The 18,339-nt window shown below is 36.8% G+C and carries 17 protein-coding genes, 1 riboswitch and 1 other annotated feature; of the genes, 10 read left to right on the top strand and 7 right to left on the bottom strand.

What is annotated here, in order from left to right; translation table 11 throughout:
* Positions 1-27 precede the first annotated feature (27 nt).
* Together FD688_RS04840 and FD688_RS04835 are read left to right on the top strand one after the other, a co-directional pair.
* Positions 28-633, top strand: a complete 606-nt coding sequence (locus tag FD688_RS04840) for a hypothetical protein (protein ID WP_138742019.1) — start codon at positions 28-30, stop codon at positions 631-633.
* Positions 634-637: 4 nt separating this feature from the next.
* A complete protein-coding gene (locus tag FD688_RS04835) occupies positions 638-937 on the top strand; it encodes a CHY zinc finger protein (protein WP_138742018.1) in 300 nt (99 codons plus the stop codon).
* Between the two features lie 27 nt (positions 938-964).
* On the opposite strand, the gene dapF is transcribed toward FD688_RS04835, so the two are convergent.
* A complete protein-coding gene (dapF, locus tag FD688_RS04830; protein WP_138742017.1) occupies positions 965-1,936 on the bottom strand; it encodes a diaminopimelate epimerase in 972 nt (323 codons plus the stop codon).
* Between the two features lie 4 nt (positions 1,937-1,940).
* Positions 1,941-3,308, bottom strand: a complete 1,368-nt coding sequence (locus FD688_RS04825) for an aspartate kinase (RefSeq protein ID WP_138742016.1) — start codon at positions 3,306-3,308, stop codon at positions 1,941-1,943.
* A 178-nt stretch (positions 3,309-3,486) separates the two neighbouring features.
* A riboswitch (Lysine riboswitch) is annotated at positions 3,487-3,671 on the top strand.
* Between the two features lie 145 nt (positions 3,672-3,816).
* Between FD688_RS04825 and lysA the strand changes: the two genes are divergently transcribed.
* From lysA to FD688_RS04790, 7 genes are all read left to right on the top strand, one after another.
* Positions 3,817-5,133: a diaminopimelate decarboxylase gene (gene lysA / locus FD688_RS04820; RefSeq protein WP_138742015.1), complete on the top strand. Its 1,317-nt coding sequence runs from the start codon at positions 3,817-3,819 to the stop codon at positions 5,131-5,133.
* A 5-nt stretch (positions 5,134-5,138) separates the two neighbouring features.
* Complete coding sequence (dapD, locus tag FD688_RS04815) at positions 5,139-5,843, top strand: 2,3,4,5-tetrahydropyridine-2,6-dicarboxylate N-acetyltransferase (protein WP_138742014.1); 705 nt, start codon at positions 5,139-5,141, stop codon at positions 5,841-5,843.
* 4 nt (positions 5,844-5,847) lie between these two features.
* Entirely contained in the window at positions 5,848-6,993 is a 1,146-nt protein-coding gene (locus tag FD688_RS04810) for an N-acetyldiaminopimelate deacetylase (RefSeq protein WP_138742013.1), read from the top strand.
* The gene (dapA, locus tag FD688_RS04805; RefSeq protein WP_412174680.1) at positions 6,989-7,909 is read left to right on the top strand and encodes a 4-hydroxy-tetrahydrodipicolinate synthase; all 921 of its coding nucleotides are present in this window, start codon (positions 6,989-6,991) and stop codon (positions 7,907-7,909) included. The genes FD688_RS04810 and dapA overlap by 5 nt, the downstream gene beginning before the upstream one ends.
* Positions 7,909-8,667 (top strand): 4-hydroxy-tetrahydrodipicolinate reductase, encoded by a 759-nt coding sequence (dapB, locus tag FD688_RS04800; RefSeq protein WP_138742011.1) that lies wholly within the window; start codon positions 7,909-7,911, stop codon positions 8,665-8,667. The genes dapA and dapB overlap by 1 nt, the downstream gene beginning before the upstream one ends.
* An 11-nt stretch (positions 8,668-8,678) precedes the next feature.
* The gene (locus FD688_RS04795) at positions 8,679-9,860 is read left to right on the top strand and encodes an aminotransferase class I/II-fold pyridoxal phosphate-dependent enzyme (RefSeq protein ID WP_138742010.1); all 1,182 of its coding nucleotides are present in this window, start codon (positions 8,679-8,681) and stop codon (positions 9,858-9,860) included.
* 98 nt (positions 9,861-9,958) lie between these two features.
* Positions 9,959-11,035 carry an aspartate-semialdehyde dehydrogenase gene (locus tag FD688_RS04790; protein WP_138742009.1) on the top strand — a complete coding sequence of 359 codons (1,077 nt, stop codon included), beginning with the start codon at positions 9,959-9,961 and terminating at the stop codon, positions 11,033-11,035.
* Between the two features lie 52 nt (positions 11,036-11,087).
* Here the strand turns inward: FD688_RS04790 and FD688_RS04785 are convergent, their stop codons facing one another.
* The 4 genes from FD688_RS04785 to FD688_RS04770 form a co-directional block, all read right to left on the bottom strand.
* Positions 11,088-11,546, bottom strand: coding sequence for a Fur family transcriptional regulator (locus FD688_RS04785; RefSeq protein ID WP_225426107.1), 459 nt, complete (start codon positions 11,544-11,546; stop codon positions 11,088-11,090).
* A gap of 84 nt (positions 11,547-11,630) precedes the next feature.
* Positions 11,631-12,050 carry a hypothetical protein gene (locus FD688_RS04780; protein WP_138742008.1) on the bottom strand — a complete coding sequence of 140 codons (420 nt, stop codon included), beginning with the start codon at positions 12,048-12,050 and terminating at the stop codon, positions 11,631-11,633.
* Between the two features lie 73 nt (positions 12,051-12,123).
* Entirely contained in the window at positions 12,124-13,044 is a 921-nt protein-coding gene (gene mmuM / locus FD688_RS04775; protein WP_138742007.1) for a homocysteine S-methyltransferase, read from the bottom strand.
* Positions 13,037-14,410: an amino acid permease gene (locus FD688_RS04770; RefSeq protein WP_138742006.1), complete on the bottom strand. Its 1,374-nt coding sequence runs from the start codon at positions 14,408-14,410 to the stop codon at positions 13,037-13,039. The genes mmuM and FD688_RS04770 overlap by 8 nt, the downstream gene beginning before the upstream one ends.
* A gap of 41 nt (positions 14,411-14,451) precedes the next feature.
* Positions 14,452-14,697, bottom strand: a binding site (T-box leader).
* Positions 14,698-14,838: 141 nt separating this feature from the next.
* Between FD688_RS04770 and FD688_RS04765 the strand changes: the two genes are divergently transcribed.
* Positions 14,839-15,873, top strand: a complete 1,035-nt coding sequence (locus FD688_RS04765; RefSeq protein WP_138742005.1) for a lactonase family protein — start codon at positions 14,839-14,841, stop codon at positions 15,871-15,873.
* A 40-nt stretch (positions 15,874-15,913) separates the two neighbouring features.
* Here FD688_RS04765 and FD688_RS04760 read toward each other — a convergent pair whose 3' ends face one another.
* Complete coding sequence (locus FD688_RS04760; RefSeq protein WP_138742004.1) at positions 15,914-18,277, bottom strand: ATP-dependent DNA helicase; 2,364 nt, start codon at positions 18,275-18,277, stop codon at positions 15,914-15,916.
* Positions 18,278-18,339: the final 62 nt, after the last annotated feature.

Below are 18,339 nucleotides of genomic sequence, written 5' to 3'. Positions count from 1 at the left end.
CTTAAATGATAAAAAGAAGGTGTCGCCATGGACATAGTCACAAACGATGAATATATCGGGGATAGCCGATTAGCTGAATGGTATTTTAAATCTAGGGATGGATACGAGTTAGATAGCTTTTCATTAGGTTATTTTTTAAAGGACTTAGGTAATTTTGTTGTTGTGAAGACCATCGATTTAAACGGCGCGCTGGATACAGTGACCGCATTTTTGAAAAGTGATATTTTAGAAGTAAGGTATGAAACTGCTTATACTGACATGCTGAATTCCTATATTGAACAGAATATGGAAAGTAATTTATACGATCCCTATCATTTAATGAATCAGTGGGATACATTTAATGCGAACACTATTCAGCATGTATTATTGAAATGTTTTGAAGCGGAAAAAGTGATTAGTGTTTGCATTTTAGAAGGTGAATACGTTGAGCATGGCAAGATTGTCTTGTTAACTGACAACGTCATGACACTCAATGAATCTGAATATCTTGCTGATTTAACCGAACACGAGAATTGTAATACGACAATTAGGATTAATAAAACAACCGAAATTAACTTCTTAAGTAAGAATAATCATTTATATGAACAATACTTGTTAAAGAAGTCAAAAACAAATAACAAGAAATCGAGATGATTCGATGATTTATGGAATTCAATTAGATAGTGATAGTCGTTGTATTCATTACCATCAAGCAAATGATATAGCGGCTATGGAATGTGGTCAGTGCCATCAATATTTTGCTTGTTATCAGTGTCATAATTTAGTGGTTGATCATGATTTTGTACCAATTAGTATTGATGACACTAAACCAGTCATGTGCGGCCGTTGTAAGCACAGACTAAGCTTTGAACAATATCTAAAAAAAGTCTGTCCATATTGTTTCGCTCAATTTAATCCAAAATGCGAGCTACATGAACATTTATATTTTAAAAAATAAAAAAGACTAGCGTTAGCTAGTCTTTTTTTATTGCTTAATAGTGTCGATGAAAGCAAGGTAATCAGCTTCTTCACCGGATTCTACTAAATTGTTTTGAATTTGTTTTGAAAATAAATCGACTTCGTCGGCTTCAATAAATCCAACGAATGTGGCATTGCCCATTAATTGAATCCAACGATTATCGGGATTGGTGTGAACCTTAGTTTGAACCTTACCACCAGGGTTAAAGACATCAATTGGTTCATTAACATCCACTAATTCAGGGTAGTTCATGGCAAATGCCATTGAAGTGGCAGACATTCCAGTTCCACAGGCGTTAGTAAAACCAACACCACGTTCGAAAGTTCGAACGAAAATCATATTCTTGCCTAAAATTTTGGCAAAATTTACGTTAACTCCATCAGGATAATATTCGTTTGGTTGATTAAGCTGGTTTCCTAAATTAAATAAGGGTTCTTCTAAATCGTCATCATCTTCAACGAAACTAATTAGGTGTGGATTAGGAACTGCCATTGAAGTGAACTTTAGGTGGTCACTAAATGGTGGAATTTTTTCGTCAATAATTTGGTTAAAATCCAAATTGGTATAGGGTAAATCTTCGGGTGAAAATTTAACTGGAGCAATTTGCACTCCAACCCATGAAACACCTTTTGCAATGTTATCAAAAATATGAACGTTTAAATCTGCCTGCATAGTTTGCACCTTGAAATCAGTTTGATTGAACTTTTCTGCCAAATAACGGCCAACACAACGAAGACCATTACCACACATTGAAGCCACACTGCCGTCTGAGTTAAAGACCTTCATTTGACCGATACATTGAGCATGATCTGAATGATCTACAACTAATAATCCGTCTGAATAGGGTAAAACATCACTTTGAGATAATTTTTGAGCTAGATAACTTAGTTGAACGTCGTCCAATGAATCTTTTAGTTCATCGACATCTAGTAAGAAGAAATGGTTTTCTGATCCATGAACATAATGTAACTTTGTCATAATATTAATCCTCCTTGAAGAATTGGTTGTAGATGCTTACAACAGCCTCATCCGTGTATTCTTGGTCGATTCCAATCATAATTGCAATCTTTGAAGCGCCTTGGTTAATCATGTTAATTGGAATTTTCTTTTCGGCTAATGGTTTGATGATTTGGCTGATTGAACCAACTGACACGGCCATGTTTTCACCAACGACCATGATTAATGCGTAGTTATGAATCCATTCTAGTTTGTCAGGATGAATTGTTTCTGAAATTTCCTTGCATAAGGCATGAATAGTGTCATCTGAAGCTTGTTGACGATCAAAGATGATGGTTAAATCATCGATACCTGATGGCATATGTTCATAAGAAATTCCAAATTTTTTGAAAATTGAAAGAATGGTCAAAGTAGCACCAATTTGTTTATTCAATAGGTATGAGTGAAGGTATAAAGCTGAGAAACGATCATCGGCTGAAATACCAGTGATTACGTGCGAGTGTTTTACTTCATCTTCTGGAACAATTAGTGTTCCTGCGTCCTCTGGTCGGTTAGTGTTTTTAACGTTGATTGTCACATGGCCTTTGATTGCAGGGATGATTGCTTCATCGTTAAAGACTGAGAATCCGGCGTAGGCAAGTTCACGCATTTCACGATAACTCATTTTTGTGATTGGATATGGGTTATCGACTAAGTGTGGGTTAATCGCAAAAATTGAACTAACATCGGTGAAGTTTTCGTATACATCAATATGTAAACCGGTAGCAACAATTGAACCAGTGATGTCGGAACCACCACGAGCAAATGTGGCGATGTTTCCCTCCTTGTTGTATCCAAAGAAACCAGGGAAAACTAATTTTTCATCATCAGAATATTTAAAATTTTCCAAATTGGTATAGGTCTCATCAAGCAGGTTGGCTGCGTTCGGATTAAAGTCGTCTAAAACGATTCCAGCTTCTTTAGGATCTACGAAACGAGCCTTAATTCCGCGACTGTTTAATACGGCTGCCATTAGCTTGGCATTCATTCTTTCACCATTAGCTTTGAATGCAGCCATTAAATAGTCGTCGTTCTTGAAATTGCTCTTTGCTAGATTGATAAATGTGTCTTTAATTTCGGCAAATTCATTTTCACTAACTTTATAGGCATTTGCGATTTCAGCATAACGACTAATAATCTCATCAAGTGTATCTTGATAATTACTTTGGTTGATGACTTGAGTTGCGTATTGAATTAATAAATCTGTGATTTTGACATCATCACTAAATCGTTTTCCAGGAGCGGAAACCACCACGACTTTACGTTGAGGATCTTCAGAAATAATGTTTACAACCTTGGCATATTGTTCACTATTAGCTAATGAACTTCCGCCAAATTTTACTAACTTGGACATATAAATCAACTCGCAATCTTAAATTATTGATTTGTATTTTAACATTAAAAAATAATTAGACAAGTTATCATTTTACAAAAATAAGTGAAATTTTAGTCACTCATATAGTAATAAAAAACTTTAGAAAAATTTATTTAAAAAATACCTTGACGTAATTCAAGTATTAGAATATAGTTAACGTAATCGAAGAGGTCGCAAACAAGATTAGTAGATAAAGTCAGTCACTGCAATGACTATGAGCTTTATTGAAAGGTGAGTTTGCCGAAGATAATGATTTTTTGCAGAGATCATTTTCTGGGACGTGCATTAATAATTCACGGACTGTCACAAGAAAATATGTCTTGTGGAGCGCTTTCGACAATTGAATCCTAAAATTAGAAATTGATTAATAAAAATTTTAAAGGTTCTTTTGGATAGTGTGCCCACACATCCAAAAGAACCTTTTTTGTTTTCAATCTGTCGAGATTCAAACGACCTAAAAATCATTCGATTAGAAAGGCTGTTTATTATGACAAATCAAATTACAGATAACGAAATAAATGCAGATGGTCATTTACAAATAGATGGTTGTGATGCAATTGAACTTGCTCATCAATATGGTACACCGTTGATGGTTTATAACGTCTCATCTATCCGTGATCAATTCCATCAGTTCAATAAGATTTTTGAACAGAATAATATTGACTACGAAATTTCTTATGCCAGCAAGGCCTTCGCCAATACAGCAATGTACCAATTGGTTAACCAGGAGGGTGGACATATCGATGTTGTTTCAGGAGGCGAAATTGCAGTTGCTTTGCATGCGGGTTTTCCAGCAGCAAAGATGAGCTTCCACGGTAACAACAAGTCTTTAGAAGAATTAAGATTAGCTATTCAAAATCACGTTGGTGTAATTATGGTTGATAACTTCCATGAAATCGAACTAATAAACCAAGTGGTTGAAGAGTTGGATACAACCGTCAATGTCATTATGAGAATTACACCTGGAATTACAGCTCATACACATGAATTCATTCAAACCGGTCAAGTTGATAGCAAGTTTGGTTTTGATTTGGAATCTGGTCAGGTTGAAACGGGGTTTGAACTTTTACATAAGAACCCGCGAGTTCACATATTAGGTTTTCATGCACACATTGGATCACAAATTTCATCACCTGACGGCTTTAATGCTTTAGCAGTTAAGATGATGAAACTAGCCAACAAGTTCAACACAGAATATGACTTTACAACTGAAGTCTTGGACTTAGGTGGTGGATTTGGAATTCAATATGTTTCAACCGATGGGTACTTAGCTCCTGAAAAGTTTGTGGAAAGTATCATCAACACCATTAAAGGACAAGCAAACCAATACAACCTACCAATTCCAGCTATCTGGATTGAACCGGGACGAAGTATTGTTGGGTCAGCCGGATTAACTCTTTACACCGTGGGATCACAAAAAAGAGTCAATGGGATTAAGCCATATGTTGCAGTCGATGGGGGTATGGGCGATAACATCAGACCGATGTTATATGACGCGAAGTACGAAGTCGTTTCAGCAAATAATCCAAGGGCAGAAAATGTTGAAGAAGTTCGCTTAGTTGGTAAGTACTGCGAATCAGGAGACGTCTTAATCAAGAACGCATCAGTTCCAAGTCTACAGGCTGGTGATATTGTGGCTGTTCTAGACACCGGTGCATATGGGTACTCAATGGCTTCTAACTATAACTTAAATTTAAAGCCAGCCATTGTCTTTGTAGAAAATGGTAAGGCGCAGCTAGTCACAAAGCGTCAATCATTTGAAAATTTATACGAACTAGATAACAACTTAGAATTAGGAGATTAATTATTATGGCAGAATTAAACGCACAAGAAATCATTAGCTACATTCAAAACGCAGAAAAGAAGACGCCGGTTAAGGCATATATTAATGGAAGAATTGAACAAATTGATTTTCCACAATCAGTAAAGAAATTTGGAAATGATCAAAGCGCTACAATCTTTGGTGACTTCAAAGACATCGCACCAATATTGAAGTCAGATTTAGTGACTGAATACGAATTAGAAAACGATGCTAGAAATTCAGCCGTCCCATTATTAGACATCAAAAACATCAACGCTAGGATTGAACCAGGTGCCATTATTAGGGACCAAGTAAAGATTGGTGACCGTGCTGTTATCATGATGGGCGCAGTTATTAATATCGGTTGTGAAATCGGCGAAGACACAATGATTGATATGGGCGTTGTGATGGGTGGACGTGCCATCGTTGGTAACCACAGTCACATCGGTGCTGGAGCAGTTCTAGCGGGAGTAATCGAACCTGCTTCAGCTACCCCAGTTCGCATTGACGACAACGTATTAATTGGTGCTAACGCCGTTGTAATCGAAGGAGTTCACGTTGGTGAGGGTGCAGTTGTTGCTGCTGGATCAATTGTTTTACACGACGTAGAACCAAATACATTAGTTGCCGGAAATCCAGCAAGGAAAATTAAAGATATTGACGATAAAACCAAGGGAAAAACTCAATTAGAAGATGCACTAAGAAAGTTGTGATGATATGACCTTAGATTTAATTTCAGTGAGACGTCATTTGCATCAGATTCCAGAATTAGCGATGCATGAAAGTCAAACTCATAAATACCTATTAAAATTAATCAACGAATTTTCTACAAATAATATGGAAGTTTTTATTCCGGAACAGCTACCAACAGCAATTTTGGTGAAGGTTCACGGAAGTAACTCAAAAAAGACGATTGGATATCGTTGCGATATGGATGCTTTACCGGTTAGTGAAAAGACAGGATTAGATTTTTCATCAAGACACGATAATGTCATGCATGCATGTGGCCATGATATTCACATGACTGTTGCAGTCGGACTATTGGAACATTTTGCCTCACATCAACCAATTGATGATTTAATTTTCTTTTTTCAACCTGCAGAAGAAAGTGAAAGTGGTGCAAAAGTAGCTGTTGATAGTAACCTCTTTTCCGGCAATTGGCATGTTGATGAATTTTATGGATTGCATGATACTCCAGAATTGCCAGCCGGTACGATTGGTTGTTGTTATCCAACCTTGTTTGCTGGAACTAGTGAGGTTGATATCACTCTAATTGGTAAAAGCGGACATGCTGCATACCCACACCAGGCAAACGACATGGTGGTTGCTTCTGCAATGTTAATTACTCAATTACAAACGATTGTTTCAAGAAACGTTGATCCAATTCAAGGAGCAGTGTTAACTTTTGGCCAAATCAATGGTGGGACTATTAGAAACGTTATCGCCGGTAGGGTTGATATTAAAGGGACCATTCGAGGATTGAATCAAGAAATGATTCAAACAGTTAAGACTAGAATTATTGAAATATGTAAAGGAATTGAGGTCGGGTTTAAATGCCAAGTAAAAGTTGATATTAATCAGGGTGGGTACTACCCAGTTAACAATAATCAAAAATTGACCGACCGTTTTATGAACTTTATGCAAGCAAATCCAGATGTGGATTTCACCGTTACAATGCCAGCAATGACCGGAGAAGATTTTGGATATATTCTTCATCATTTTGACGGAACAATGTTTTGGCTAGGCGTTGGTAACACAACGGCACTTCATACCGATACCTTTAATCCAGACGAAGACTGTATCGAGAAAGGAATTAAAGCAATTAGTTCATTTTTAGAATTCGAAATGAGAGAAGACGATTAAGATGACACAAAATATTGATATTATGACAGCTATCATCACACCGTTTGATGACAATGGAAACATTGATTATGCAGCATTGGAAAGAGTAACTCAACACTGCCTACAAAATGGCAGTCGAGGATTTGTGATTGGTGGTACTACAGGTGAAACACCAACATTAAGTACTGCAGAAAAAATTGAGCTCTATACCCGTTTTGGTGAAATGGTTGGAAATAGTGCATATGTGATTGCCGGAACTGGGAGTAACAACACTGAAGCAACAATGGAGTTCAATCGACAAGTACAAAATATTGCCGGAATTGATGCCTTGTTAGTAGTTGTTCCTTACTATAACAAGCCGGATCAGCGCTCAATGATTGCCCATTTTACAAAGATTGCTAATGACGCAGAATTACCTATTTACATCTATAACATTCCCGGCAGAACTGGTGTAACTATGTCCAATTCAACGGTTGTGGAATTGTCTCATCACCAAAATATTATTGGTGTAAAGCAATGTACATCGATGGAAGACTTGGAATACTTAGTTGATCATACAGATGATGATTTTCATGTATACAGTGGAGAAGATGCTCAAGCATTATTTGCCAAGGCAATCGGCGCTGACGGAATTATCTCAGTAGCCTCTCACATCTATGGAGTGCAAATGAGAGAAATGTATGAAGCTTTAGACAATGGTGATTATCGTCATGCTGGTGAACTACAAAGATGGTTAACCCCTAGAATGAATGCATTATTCATGTATCCATCACCATCCCCAGTTAAGGCTGTATTAAACGCACAAGGTTTTGCTGTAGGGGGATGTCGTCTACCAATCTTGCCATTGGATGATGATGAAAGAAGAAATTTAGCACGTCACCTGGAATTACCAGAGGATGCGTTACTACATGATTTAGGTTTGGAGATGAGAAACTAATGAATATTTTTCTAGCAGGAGCTACTGGTTCAATGGGCCAAAAGGTGGTCCACTTATTATCAGATAAAGATGGTTATGACATCACAGGGATTCTTACAAATAAAGAAAACATTAACCCAACTGAATACGGATTGTCATCTGATGTCCAAGCTTTTACAAGTTTAGATTCAATTGAAGGCGACTATGATGTCTGGATTGATTTTACACAACCAAACATTGTATTTGAGAATGTGAAATATGCGATTGAACACCATATTTCACCAATTGTTGGTACTAGTGGACTATCCGAAGATGAAAAAAAGGAACTAATTAGGCTAGCAGACAGTGAAAAAGTTAATGGATTATTTGCTGCTAACTTTGGTTTATCAGCAGTTCTACTAATGCAATTTGCTAAACAGGCTGCTAAGTACTTCTCTGACGTTGAAGTAATTGAAATGCACCATGAGGACAAAACTGATTCACCATCAGGAACTGCCATTCATACAGTTGATATGATGAGTGAAAACAAACGAGGTGCAAATATTAATCAAGAAGACGAACCTGCAAGAGGAATGTACTATAAGGGAGTTCCTGTTCATGCTGTTCGCTTACCAGGTTACGTGGCCCACGAACAAGTATTATTTGGTGGACCTGGTGAAGCATTGACCATTCGACAAGATTCATTCGATCGTGAATCTTTCATGCAAGGAGTATGGGTAGCATTAGAAAAGCTGCCTGAACTTCACGGCTTGGTTGATGGTTTAGAAAATATTTTGTAGGAAGTGATTGCATGCCAAGAACCAATCCGAATCTTTTAAGGAATTATAATCATCGATTAAATGGCATCGAACCATCTGGAATACGTCACTTCGATGATACGATTTCGCAAAATGACGATTTAATCAAATTAACTTTAGGAGAACCTGATTTAAATACGCCTGAACATATCAAGCAGGCAGCAATTAAAGGTATTAACGAAAATGATTCACATTACTCTGCGCAAGCAGGTAAAATCGAATTAAGACAAGCAATTACCGATTACTTATCTAATCGTTGGAATTTAGAATATGATGCTGATGAAGTGGTTGTTACCAACGGAGCAACTCAGTCAATTTATTCAGCATTGCAAGCGATTGTTAATCCTGGTGATGAGGTTATCATTCCGACACCAATTTTTTCATTATACGAGCCAATTGTTGAATTTTTGGGCGGTAATGTCATTAACGTCGACACAAGTAAAACTGAGTTTAAGCTAACTCCAGAGTTATTGACAGATACTTTAAAACAACATCCAGGTGTAGTTGCCTTAGTAATTAATGATCCTAATAATCCAACCGGTGTATCCTACACTGAAAAGGAAATTAAACAGTTAGGACAAGTTATTGTAAAATTCCCAATTTGGGTACTGTCAGATGAAATCTATAGTGAAATTACGTTTGATCACAATCACTATTCATTAGCAAGAGAGATTTCTGATCAAGTACTTTATATTAATGGATTATCAAAATCACATGCGATGACTGGATGGCGTTTTGGATACATATGTGGTCCAAGTGAAATAATTCGTCGAATTAAAATGATTAACGCTTATATGGTGACTTGTGTAGCAGATAATGTTCAAGATGCCGCAATAGAAGCAATAAGAAACGGACAGGAAGATGCTTTTGAAGCTAAGAAAATATACCAAAAGCGTCGAGACTTAGTTACTACTAAGTTAAACGAAATGGGTGTTGAATATGTGATGCCAACATCAACATTCTATTGTTTTATCAAAATTGATGATAGTTATGGAAAAGATGACTATCAATTTGGTTTAGATCTAGCCGATAATGTAGGACTAGGTGTTATCCCGGGACGCATGTTTGGTGATAGTGGACAAGGATACATTAGAATTTCTTTTGCTGCTAGTGATGAAAAATTGGAAAATGGGTTGAATCGATTGAATAAATTTATTCAATTATTAGAAAAATGAATTGACAAATCTGAAAAATAAAGTATATTAATAATAAAGTGTATGCATATAAAAGACAGATGTCTATTCAAAATAGATAAAAAGTGAGGTTTGTAAAAATGAGAGAATATAACGTAGCAATTTTAGGTGCAACAGGTGCTGTAGGTAGAAGAATGGTAAGACAATTAGAAGATTCAACGGTTCCGGTCAAGAATTTAAAGTTATTAGCATCCAGTCGTTCCGCTGGTACTAAGATTGAATTTAATGGCGGAGAAATTGAAGTTGAAGAAACTACTCCTGATTCATTTGAAGGAGTGGATATTGTTCTAGCTTCTGCTGGTGGTGCTACTTCAAAGAAGTTCTTGCCAGAGGCTGTAAAGCGTGGTGCTGTATGTATTGATAATACCAGTGCTTATCGTATGGACCCAGAAGTACCATTAGTTGTTCCTGAGGTTAATGTTGATCAATTATCCAATCATCGTGGTATTATTGCCAACCCTAATTGCTCAACTATTCAAATGGTGGTTGCCTTACAACCTGTCTTTGAAAAGTTTGGTTTAAGCCAAATTATTGTATCCACTTATCAAGCTGCTTCTGGAGCAGGACAATCAGCACTAAATGAATTTTATGGACAAGCTCAAGACTATTTAGATGGTAAGCAAATGAACGCAGATATTTTACCTACTAAGGGAGATAAGGTTCACTATCCTTTAGCGTTTAACCTATTACCCCAAATTGACGTCTTTGAAGAAGATGGTTCAACCCATGAAGAATGGAAGATGGTTCATGAGACTAAGAAGATTATGTTAAACGACATGGATGCAGATGATATCAAGGTAAATGCTACCTGTGTTCGAGTTCCGGTTGCTATTTCTCATGGTGAATCTGTATATTTCGAAGTAGAAGATAAGTCAGCTACTAAAGAAGATATTCAAAGAGTTATCGATCAATTCGATGGGGCAGTTCTACAAGATGACCCAGATCATCAAGTATATCCACAACCAATTACCGCTGAAGGCAAGCGTTCAACTTTCGTTGGTCGCATTCGTGCAGATCAAGAAAATCCTGGATGCTTTAACATGTGGGTGGTAGCGGATAACTTGTTAAAGGGTGCTGCTTGGAACACTGTTCAAAATGCTGAAGAATTAGTAAAGCGTGATTTAGTGCACGTCCCTGAAAACTACTACCGTGGATAAAGGGAAAATAAAAAGAGCTACATTCAATTGAATGTAGCTCTTTTTATTGTTATTAATCATTTTTATTAGCTAGTTTTTCTCGGCAATTCTTACAAAGACCGAATACCTCGATATGAATTTTACTAGTTTGAAAACCTGTTTGATTCATTGCCTCTTTTGCTAATTCTTGTTTTAATTTTTTATAATTGGGAAATTCGATATCTTCGATTTCACCACAATTATCACAAATAGCATGGAAGTGAGGAGAACCAAAAAAGTCATATCTAATTCCACCATCTTCAGCAGGTAGTGCAATAATAATATCTAACTTTTCAAATAATTGTAATGTGTTGTAAATAGTTGCGATACTTAGGTTAGAAAATTCTTGCTTCAAAGCTTCGTAGATAGTATCTACAGAAGGGTGATTATCATGGTTAATTAAATACTTTAAGATAATCTGTCTTTGAGGTGTAATTCTTACATTGTTATTGCGTAAAGTTTCTAAGGCCTTTTCGTACATTTCGTTAGACAAACACTCTACCTCCTTTGATTCTTACTTTATAATTGTTCTATCCTAATAATAAGATTAAAAAGTTAATAAAGCAAATAAAATCAACTATAAAGCGTTAATGACGTCTTTAATTTCATTATTTAAAGGCGAAATGTTGAATTGAAATGATTTATCAGGCCAATATTGATTCTTGAATTGAACGATTCGTCTAATTAATTCTAATTCGGCCTCAGTAGAAGTATTTAAAACGTTAACATATATGATTGGTGAATTGCTTTGTAAGTTTGAGATGCCAGCTACACCGACAAATTGTTTATTTTCCTTATTCATGACACCCCATAGTAAGCCCTTTTGACTCATGATGTCATTCATGATGGCATTAATAAAGTTGGAAGTACTCATGATATCGGCTTTGTCATCTTGTTTTTTTTGAAAATCGATTACTGATTGAAGTTTAAATTCTGTTAACCAATCCATGTACAAATGTTCTGTGATGATTGGCCTTAACCCTTCAAAACTACGCATAATAATTCTCCTTAAATTTACTAGACCTTATTATAGTAGAGAAAAAATAATTTTGAAAGAAATCAGTTTTTATTTACTTAAAAAACTTGTCGTAGATGTGTTGTTCTTGTTGTTCTGTCATGCAACAACAACCACCGACAAATTTAAGATCTAAATTGAACCACTCCGCAATTAATTCGTCAAATTCTTCAAAAGATAAATCATCATGGTTCCATTCTTTAATTTCGGGATTGTACGTAGCTCCTGAATTTGGGAAAGCGATAAAAGGTTTGTGAGCAGGGTGGCTTTGTTTTAATACATTTAGAGCAGGAGTGACTAATTGGGGCTTAGTACAATTTAAACCGTAAGCAATTACGTGTTCTTGTGATTCCAAAAATGATGCAACTTGAATTAGGGAGCTGCCATCTGCTAAGTGTGATTCATCTCTCAATGATGCCGAGACAATCACTGGTATATTAAATTGCTTGGTGTATTCAGTAATGGCTTTTAATTCGTTGATGTTGGGGAATGTTTCTAGTATTAAAACATCAATTCCGGCCTCAATCATTGCTTTGATACGGCCCTGATGAAAGTTAACGTATTCCTCATCGGTTAATGAATAATCACCGGTGTATTCGGAACCATTGGCTAGAAAAGCACCGAAGGGGCCGACACCACCTAACAACCATTTAGGATTAGGGTTTGATGATTCATTGCGACCACGGTTAGCTAATTCAACCGCTTTTTTAATTAGACTAATTGCTTCATCCTCGCTGTATCCAGATTTGATCAGCCCAGGTACACTAGCTTGGTAAGTGTTGGTGGTAGTCATTGATGATCCAGCGTCGAAGTATTTTTTGTGTACATCGACGATTAGGTCTTGGTGTGATTCTAAAGCTGCCGCAGTCCATAAGTTTGAGTTTAGTTTTAAGCCACGTTCTTCTAAACCTGTCGACATTGAGCTATCAATTAAAATATGTTTTTGCTGATTAATCCAATTAGTTATCTTATTCATGATGATCCTTCTTTCTATATACTAGTGCGTGCCAGATGTAGCAGATGATGGCAAAAGGCACACCAATGATGATAGCGATACGTTGGTTAGGGTCAAACGCAATTCCGACCAATGAAAGTAAACAGATAACAATTACTAAAATTGGTAACAGTGGGAATAATGGCGCCTTGTATTTTAATTCATTAGTGGAGTGTCCATTTTTGATAAATTGACGTCTAAAGTTAAAGTGAGCCCAACCAATTACTAACCAAACGAACACTACGGCAAAAGCTGAAATAGCGGTTAATGCAAGATAAACAGTGTTTGGGGCATAGATGCTTGAAAATAAGGCTAATAATCCACCGGCGATGGTTAGAATTAGTCCATAAACGGGAATTCCGTTCTTGGATAACTTTGCCAATCCCTTTGGTAGGGTATTCTTATCTGCAAGTGACCAAAGCATCCTAGAAGCCGCGTAGACACCCGAGTTAGCACCAGAGAAAATAGTTATAAATAGAATTAAATTCATTATGTCTGATGCGTATTGAATGTTGATATTGGATAAGATGGTAACGAATGGGCTTTGAGATAGTGATGAATCACTTTGTGGCAAGATTGATCCCAATGCCACGATGGTCCCGATGAATAAGATTACCAAGATTATCAGAGTGTGTTTGATAGATTGCGGTACGGTCTTCTCTGGATTTCGGCTTTCTCCAGCACCGACGGCTATCATTTCTGCACCTGAAAAAGCAAAGTTGGCAGATAACACAATTGAGATGACTGGAATTAAACCATTTGGAAAGATACCGTTGGCGGTTAATTGACCAAAAAATGGTCTGAAATGAGTGTGATGAATTGGAATGATTTTAAATATGATTAGAACCCCTAGACCAAGAAAAACTGCAAGGGCTAGTACCTTAATCAATGACATCCAGAATTCACTGGAAGAAAATAGATTCATGTTGATAATATTTAACAACAAAATAATCACGGTGAAGATAAGGCTGAATCCCCAAACAGGAATACTTGGGAAATATTGTTGACCAATGGTCGAAAGAGCGATAAATTCCGAACCAAGTGCAATTGTCCACGTCAACCAATACATCCAGGCAGTGATAAAACCGACACCGGGATTTATGTATTTACTTGCGTATGTATGAAATGCTCCCGTGTTAGGATCATGAACTGATAATTCACCCAGACACGCCATGACCATACATACTAAAACGGAACCAATCACATAGGCTAGAATTGTCCCAATTGGACCAGCCGTTTGGATTGAGTATCCGGTACTCATGAATATACCAGTCCCAATCACACCACCAAGTGACATGGTGATAAGGTTCCTGGCTTTTAAATTTTTTGAAAACTGATGAGAACTCATAAATAAACCTCCTTAGAAATAAAAAAAGCATCCGTCCCTATAAAAAGGGCGAATGCTTCGCGGTACCACCTTAGTTTATAGCTAAAATGATACATTAATATCATTAACTATCTTATCCGGAACCTGTTGATTCCTTCGTGTTGTAACATACACAAATGTCGGGAGCTAAATCATTCACACCCGAAGGTTCAAAGACCATTTTCGATAACTTTGAAACGTTCATTTCCACCAACCATGAACTCTCTTTGCAATCATCCGTTATGTACTTATCTCATCAAAACCTAATATATTATAATTTATTTTTAATTATATATACATTATAAAATTTTTCAAGGATAAATTTTTTGAATTAACTATTTAGCATTAGTGTCAAAATATGCAATAATAGAAGGGAGATATTAAATTTTAAGCGAAAGTGAGATTTAATTATGACTGAAAAATTCTTAATCGGTACTTACACTAGAGATACAAGTGAAGGTATTTATGAAATCGAATTAGATGAAAACAAAAAGCAATTACAAAATTTACAATTGGTTGCCAAAGCTGGTAACCCAACATATGTAGCTGTTTCAAAAGCCAACCGTTTATATGCCATCGATAAGGGTGACAATGGTAAAGGTGGTGCATTAGCACTAGATAATTCAACTCGTCCCGCTAATGAAATCAATGTTTGTTTAAACGAAGATACCAACCCAGCATACATTACTGTTGATGAAGGTCGTCAATTTGTTTACACTGCTAACTACCACACCGGTGAAGTAATGGTATATAAAATTGAAGAAGACGGTTCACTATCATACTTAAACAAGGTTGTTCACGAAGGTAATGTTGGTCCACGTCCAGAACAACAAAGTGGTGCACATCCTCACTATGCTGACTTAACTCCAGATGGTCGTCTAGTCGTTGTTGACTTAGGCCAAGACATGGTTTACGTATACGATATCGCAGACAATGGTGAATTAACCGAAGTTTCTACATTAAAGATGGAAGCTGGATTTGGTCCACGTCATGTTGTCTTCGATGAACAAAAACACGTTGCATTCATCGTCGGTGAATTAAGCAGTAAGTTAGCCGTCGTTAATTACGATAAGACTGATGGTAGCTTCCACCTAGATCACATCGTTGCTACTATTCCAGATGACTGGACAGAACACAACGGTGCCGCTGCTATTCGTTTATCCAGTGATGGTAAGTTTGTCTATGTTTCAAACCGAGGTAACAACAGTATTGCTGTTTTTGAAGTAAATGACAACGGTAAGGTTGAACTAATTCAATTAGCAAGCACTGAAGGTGACTTCCCACGTGACTTTAACTTCAGTAGCGATGAAAAGTTCATGGTTGTTGTTAATCAAAACACTAACGATGCTACTTTATACGAACGTGATACTAACAGCGGTAAACTAACTGTTGTGCAAAAAGATGTTCATGTTCCTGAAGGTGTCTGTGTCGCACGAGAAAAATAATTAATAAAAAAAGACTTGCGAATTTTCCGTAAGTCTTTTTTTAGTGTTGTTGCCAAAAATGTTTCAGTTTTTGTTTAGTTTGATTGATGTTAAAAGATGTCGATAATTGACCATCATGCCAGTTTCTTGGGAATGATTTTTGGTAACGATTTTGTTTAAATCGTTGATCCATTAAAACGACGTTTCCGACATCATGGTTAGTTCGAATCAGTCGACCAGCAGCCTGAAAGACATTGTTTAATCCCGGTAGTTGATATGCAAAGTCAAATCCATGACCATTTTCAGCATCAAAGAAGTACTTGATGAGGTCGTTTTCTGGATTTAATCCTGGCAAACCAACTGAGACAATACCGACACCAATTAGATGACTGCCCTTAAGATCAATTCCTTCACAGAAGATTCCACCCAGCAGAGCAAAACCAACCAATGTACTATCATCATTTTGTTTAAAGGTATCAATGAATGATTGTCTTTCCTCGGGACTCATTTCACTTTCCTGGACTAGGACGTCGACGGTTTGATTTTGCTTTTCAAATGCTTCGACGACATCGTTTAGATACTTACCAGATGGCAAGAAGATTAGATAATGACCAATCTTACTACTAATCATCGCATTGATGGTATCAATAATTGGTCTAATACTATTCTTTCGCTGGGCATAAGTAGTTTGAATATAATTGGTAATAATTACCTGTTGGTTTTTCGGATCAAACGGAGAATCAATTTCATAGACTAGGCTGTCTTCCTCATCCCCTAAGACTCTTTGATAGTAGTCCATTGGTGATAGGGTAGCTGAGAATAAGATAGCACTACCACCAAGGTTGAGTGATTCACCGATAAATGGACTAGGGTCCATACAGAATAGCTTTATAATGACATTTTGCTCTCGGTCATAAAATATTCTGGTCTTAAACGTTTCATCGTATAGTTCGTAGATACGTTGAAAACTAAGTAGGTTGAAGTAGTAATCGACGATGGCGTCATTTAATTCCTCGTCTTTCTCTTCTTTACCCAGCCAATCGGAGATGACATCACAAAGCTTATTAAGCTGTTTAACAAAAGCGCTTGGTGGATTATCCAAGTGGACGTACTCCTCGTCACTTTCGGTTAATGGTTTGATGTTTAATGTGTATGAACGACGAAAAGATTTTAATGCTTTATGCAATCTTTCGTTGTCATCTTGATCCTTAGTGGCTTTAATTAAATCAGGTAGAACCTTGTTGGAAATAGCCGTTGAATACATGTCGCGAGAACGGCTGACCAGGTTATGTGCTTCATCTATTAAGAAGATATTATTGGGATCTTCGACTGTGAAGAAACGTTGGAGGTGCACTTGTGGATCGAATAGGTAGTTGTAGTCGCAAATGATGACATCGCAGAATTGACTCAGGTCTAGTGAGAACTCAAAAGGGTCAATCTTGTATTGTTCGGCGTATTGTTGGATGATGTCGAAGTCGATTTGGTCCACATGTTCTAACACATCCTTGATTGCCGGTTTTAACCGATCATAGTATCCGATCATGTATGGATTATCTTCCGGCTTCAAATCCTTTTCAGTCTCAAAGGTAATCTTTTCTTTAGCGGTTAGGGTGATTGTCTTAGCCTTTAGTCCCTTATTCATCATCAAGTCCATTGCTTCTTTAGCGACAATGCGAGTGCTTTGTTTAGCGGTCAAGTAGAAGATGCGATTGGATAATTGCTGTCCCATTGATTTAACAGCGGGAAAAAGAGTTGAAATTGTCTTACCAGTTCCGGTTGGGGCTTGTGCAAACAGGTGCTTATGGTTAGCAATTGTTTTATAGACCACTGCGGAGAAGTTACGTTGTCCATGACGGAACTCCTTAAATGGGAAACTCATTTGATTGGCGGTCTTGTTTCGTTCTTTAATGATATCGGTTCTTAACTTCAACCACTCTTCGTACTCTGTGATTAGGTCATCAAAAAACTTTTTGGCTTCATTACGATTGATGGTGATTTTTTTATCGCTAATAGTTTCATCAGGTGTTTGAACGTAGGTTAGGGTCAATTTCACTGAGTCTAACTTATCGAATTTTTGCATCAAAAGATAGGCGTAGACTTTCACTTGTCCCCAGTAAAGTGCCATGATGCTTTCAGGTAAGTCTTGGAATTCAACATCAGAAGTCTTAATTTCAATAATTTCAGCATTTTCACCGTCTATTAAGACACCATCCGCACGACCTTCAATATGAAAATCGATATTGTTAATTTTTAATTTTGTATCCAAATAGTACTCGCTCTCAAAATGTGTATATTTACTTTTTTGAAGTTTTCGGTGAATTTGAGCACCTTTCCTAGCAGTATTGGAGCTGTTTAATCGGGCATTTAGATCACCACTGCGGAGTGTGAATTCAACTAGATCTCTGATTCCAATTCGATTCAAGATGGTTCCTCCTTTTGGTTAGAATTGATATGTAATTTGTAATCAAATTGTAACTTATGAAAAAA

Origin of the sequence: Apilactobacillus kunkeei (assembly GCF_005930975.1) — a bacterium.
GTDB classification, from domain to species: domain Bacteria; phylum Bacillota; class Bacilli; order Lactobacillales; family Lactobacillaceae; genus Apilactobacillus; species Apilactobacillus kunkeei_E.
This window is presented reverse-complemented; position numbering and strand designations above follow the sequence as displayed.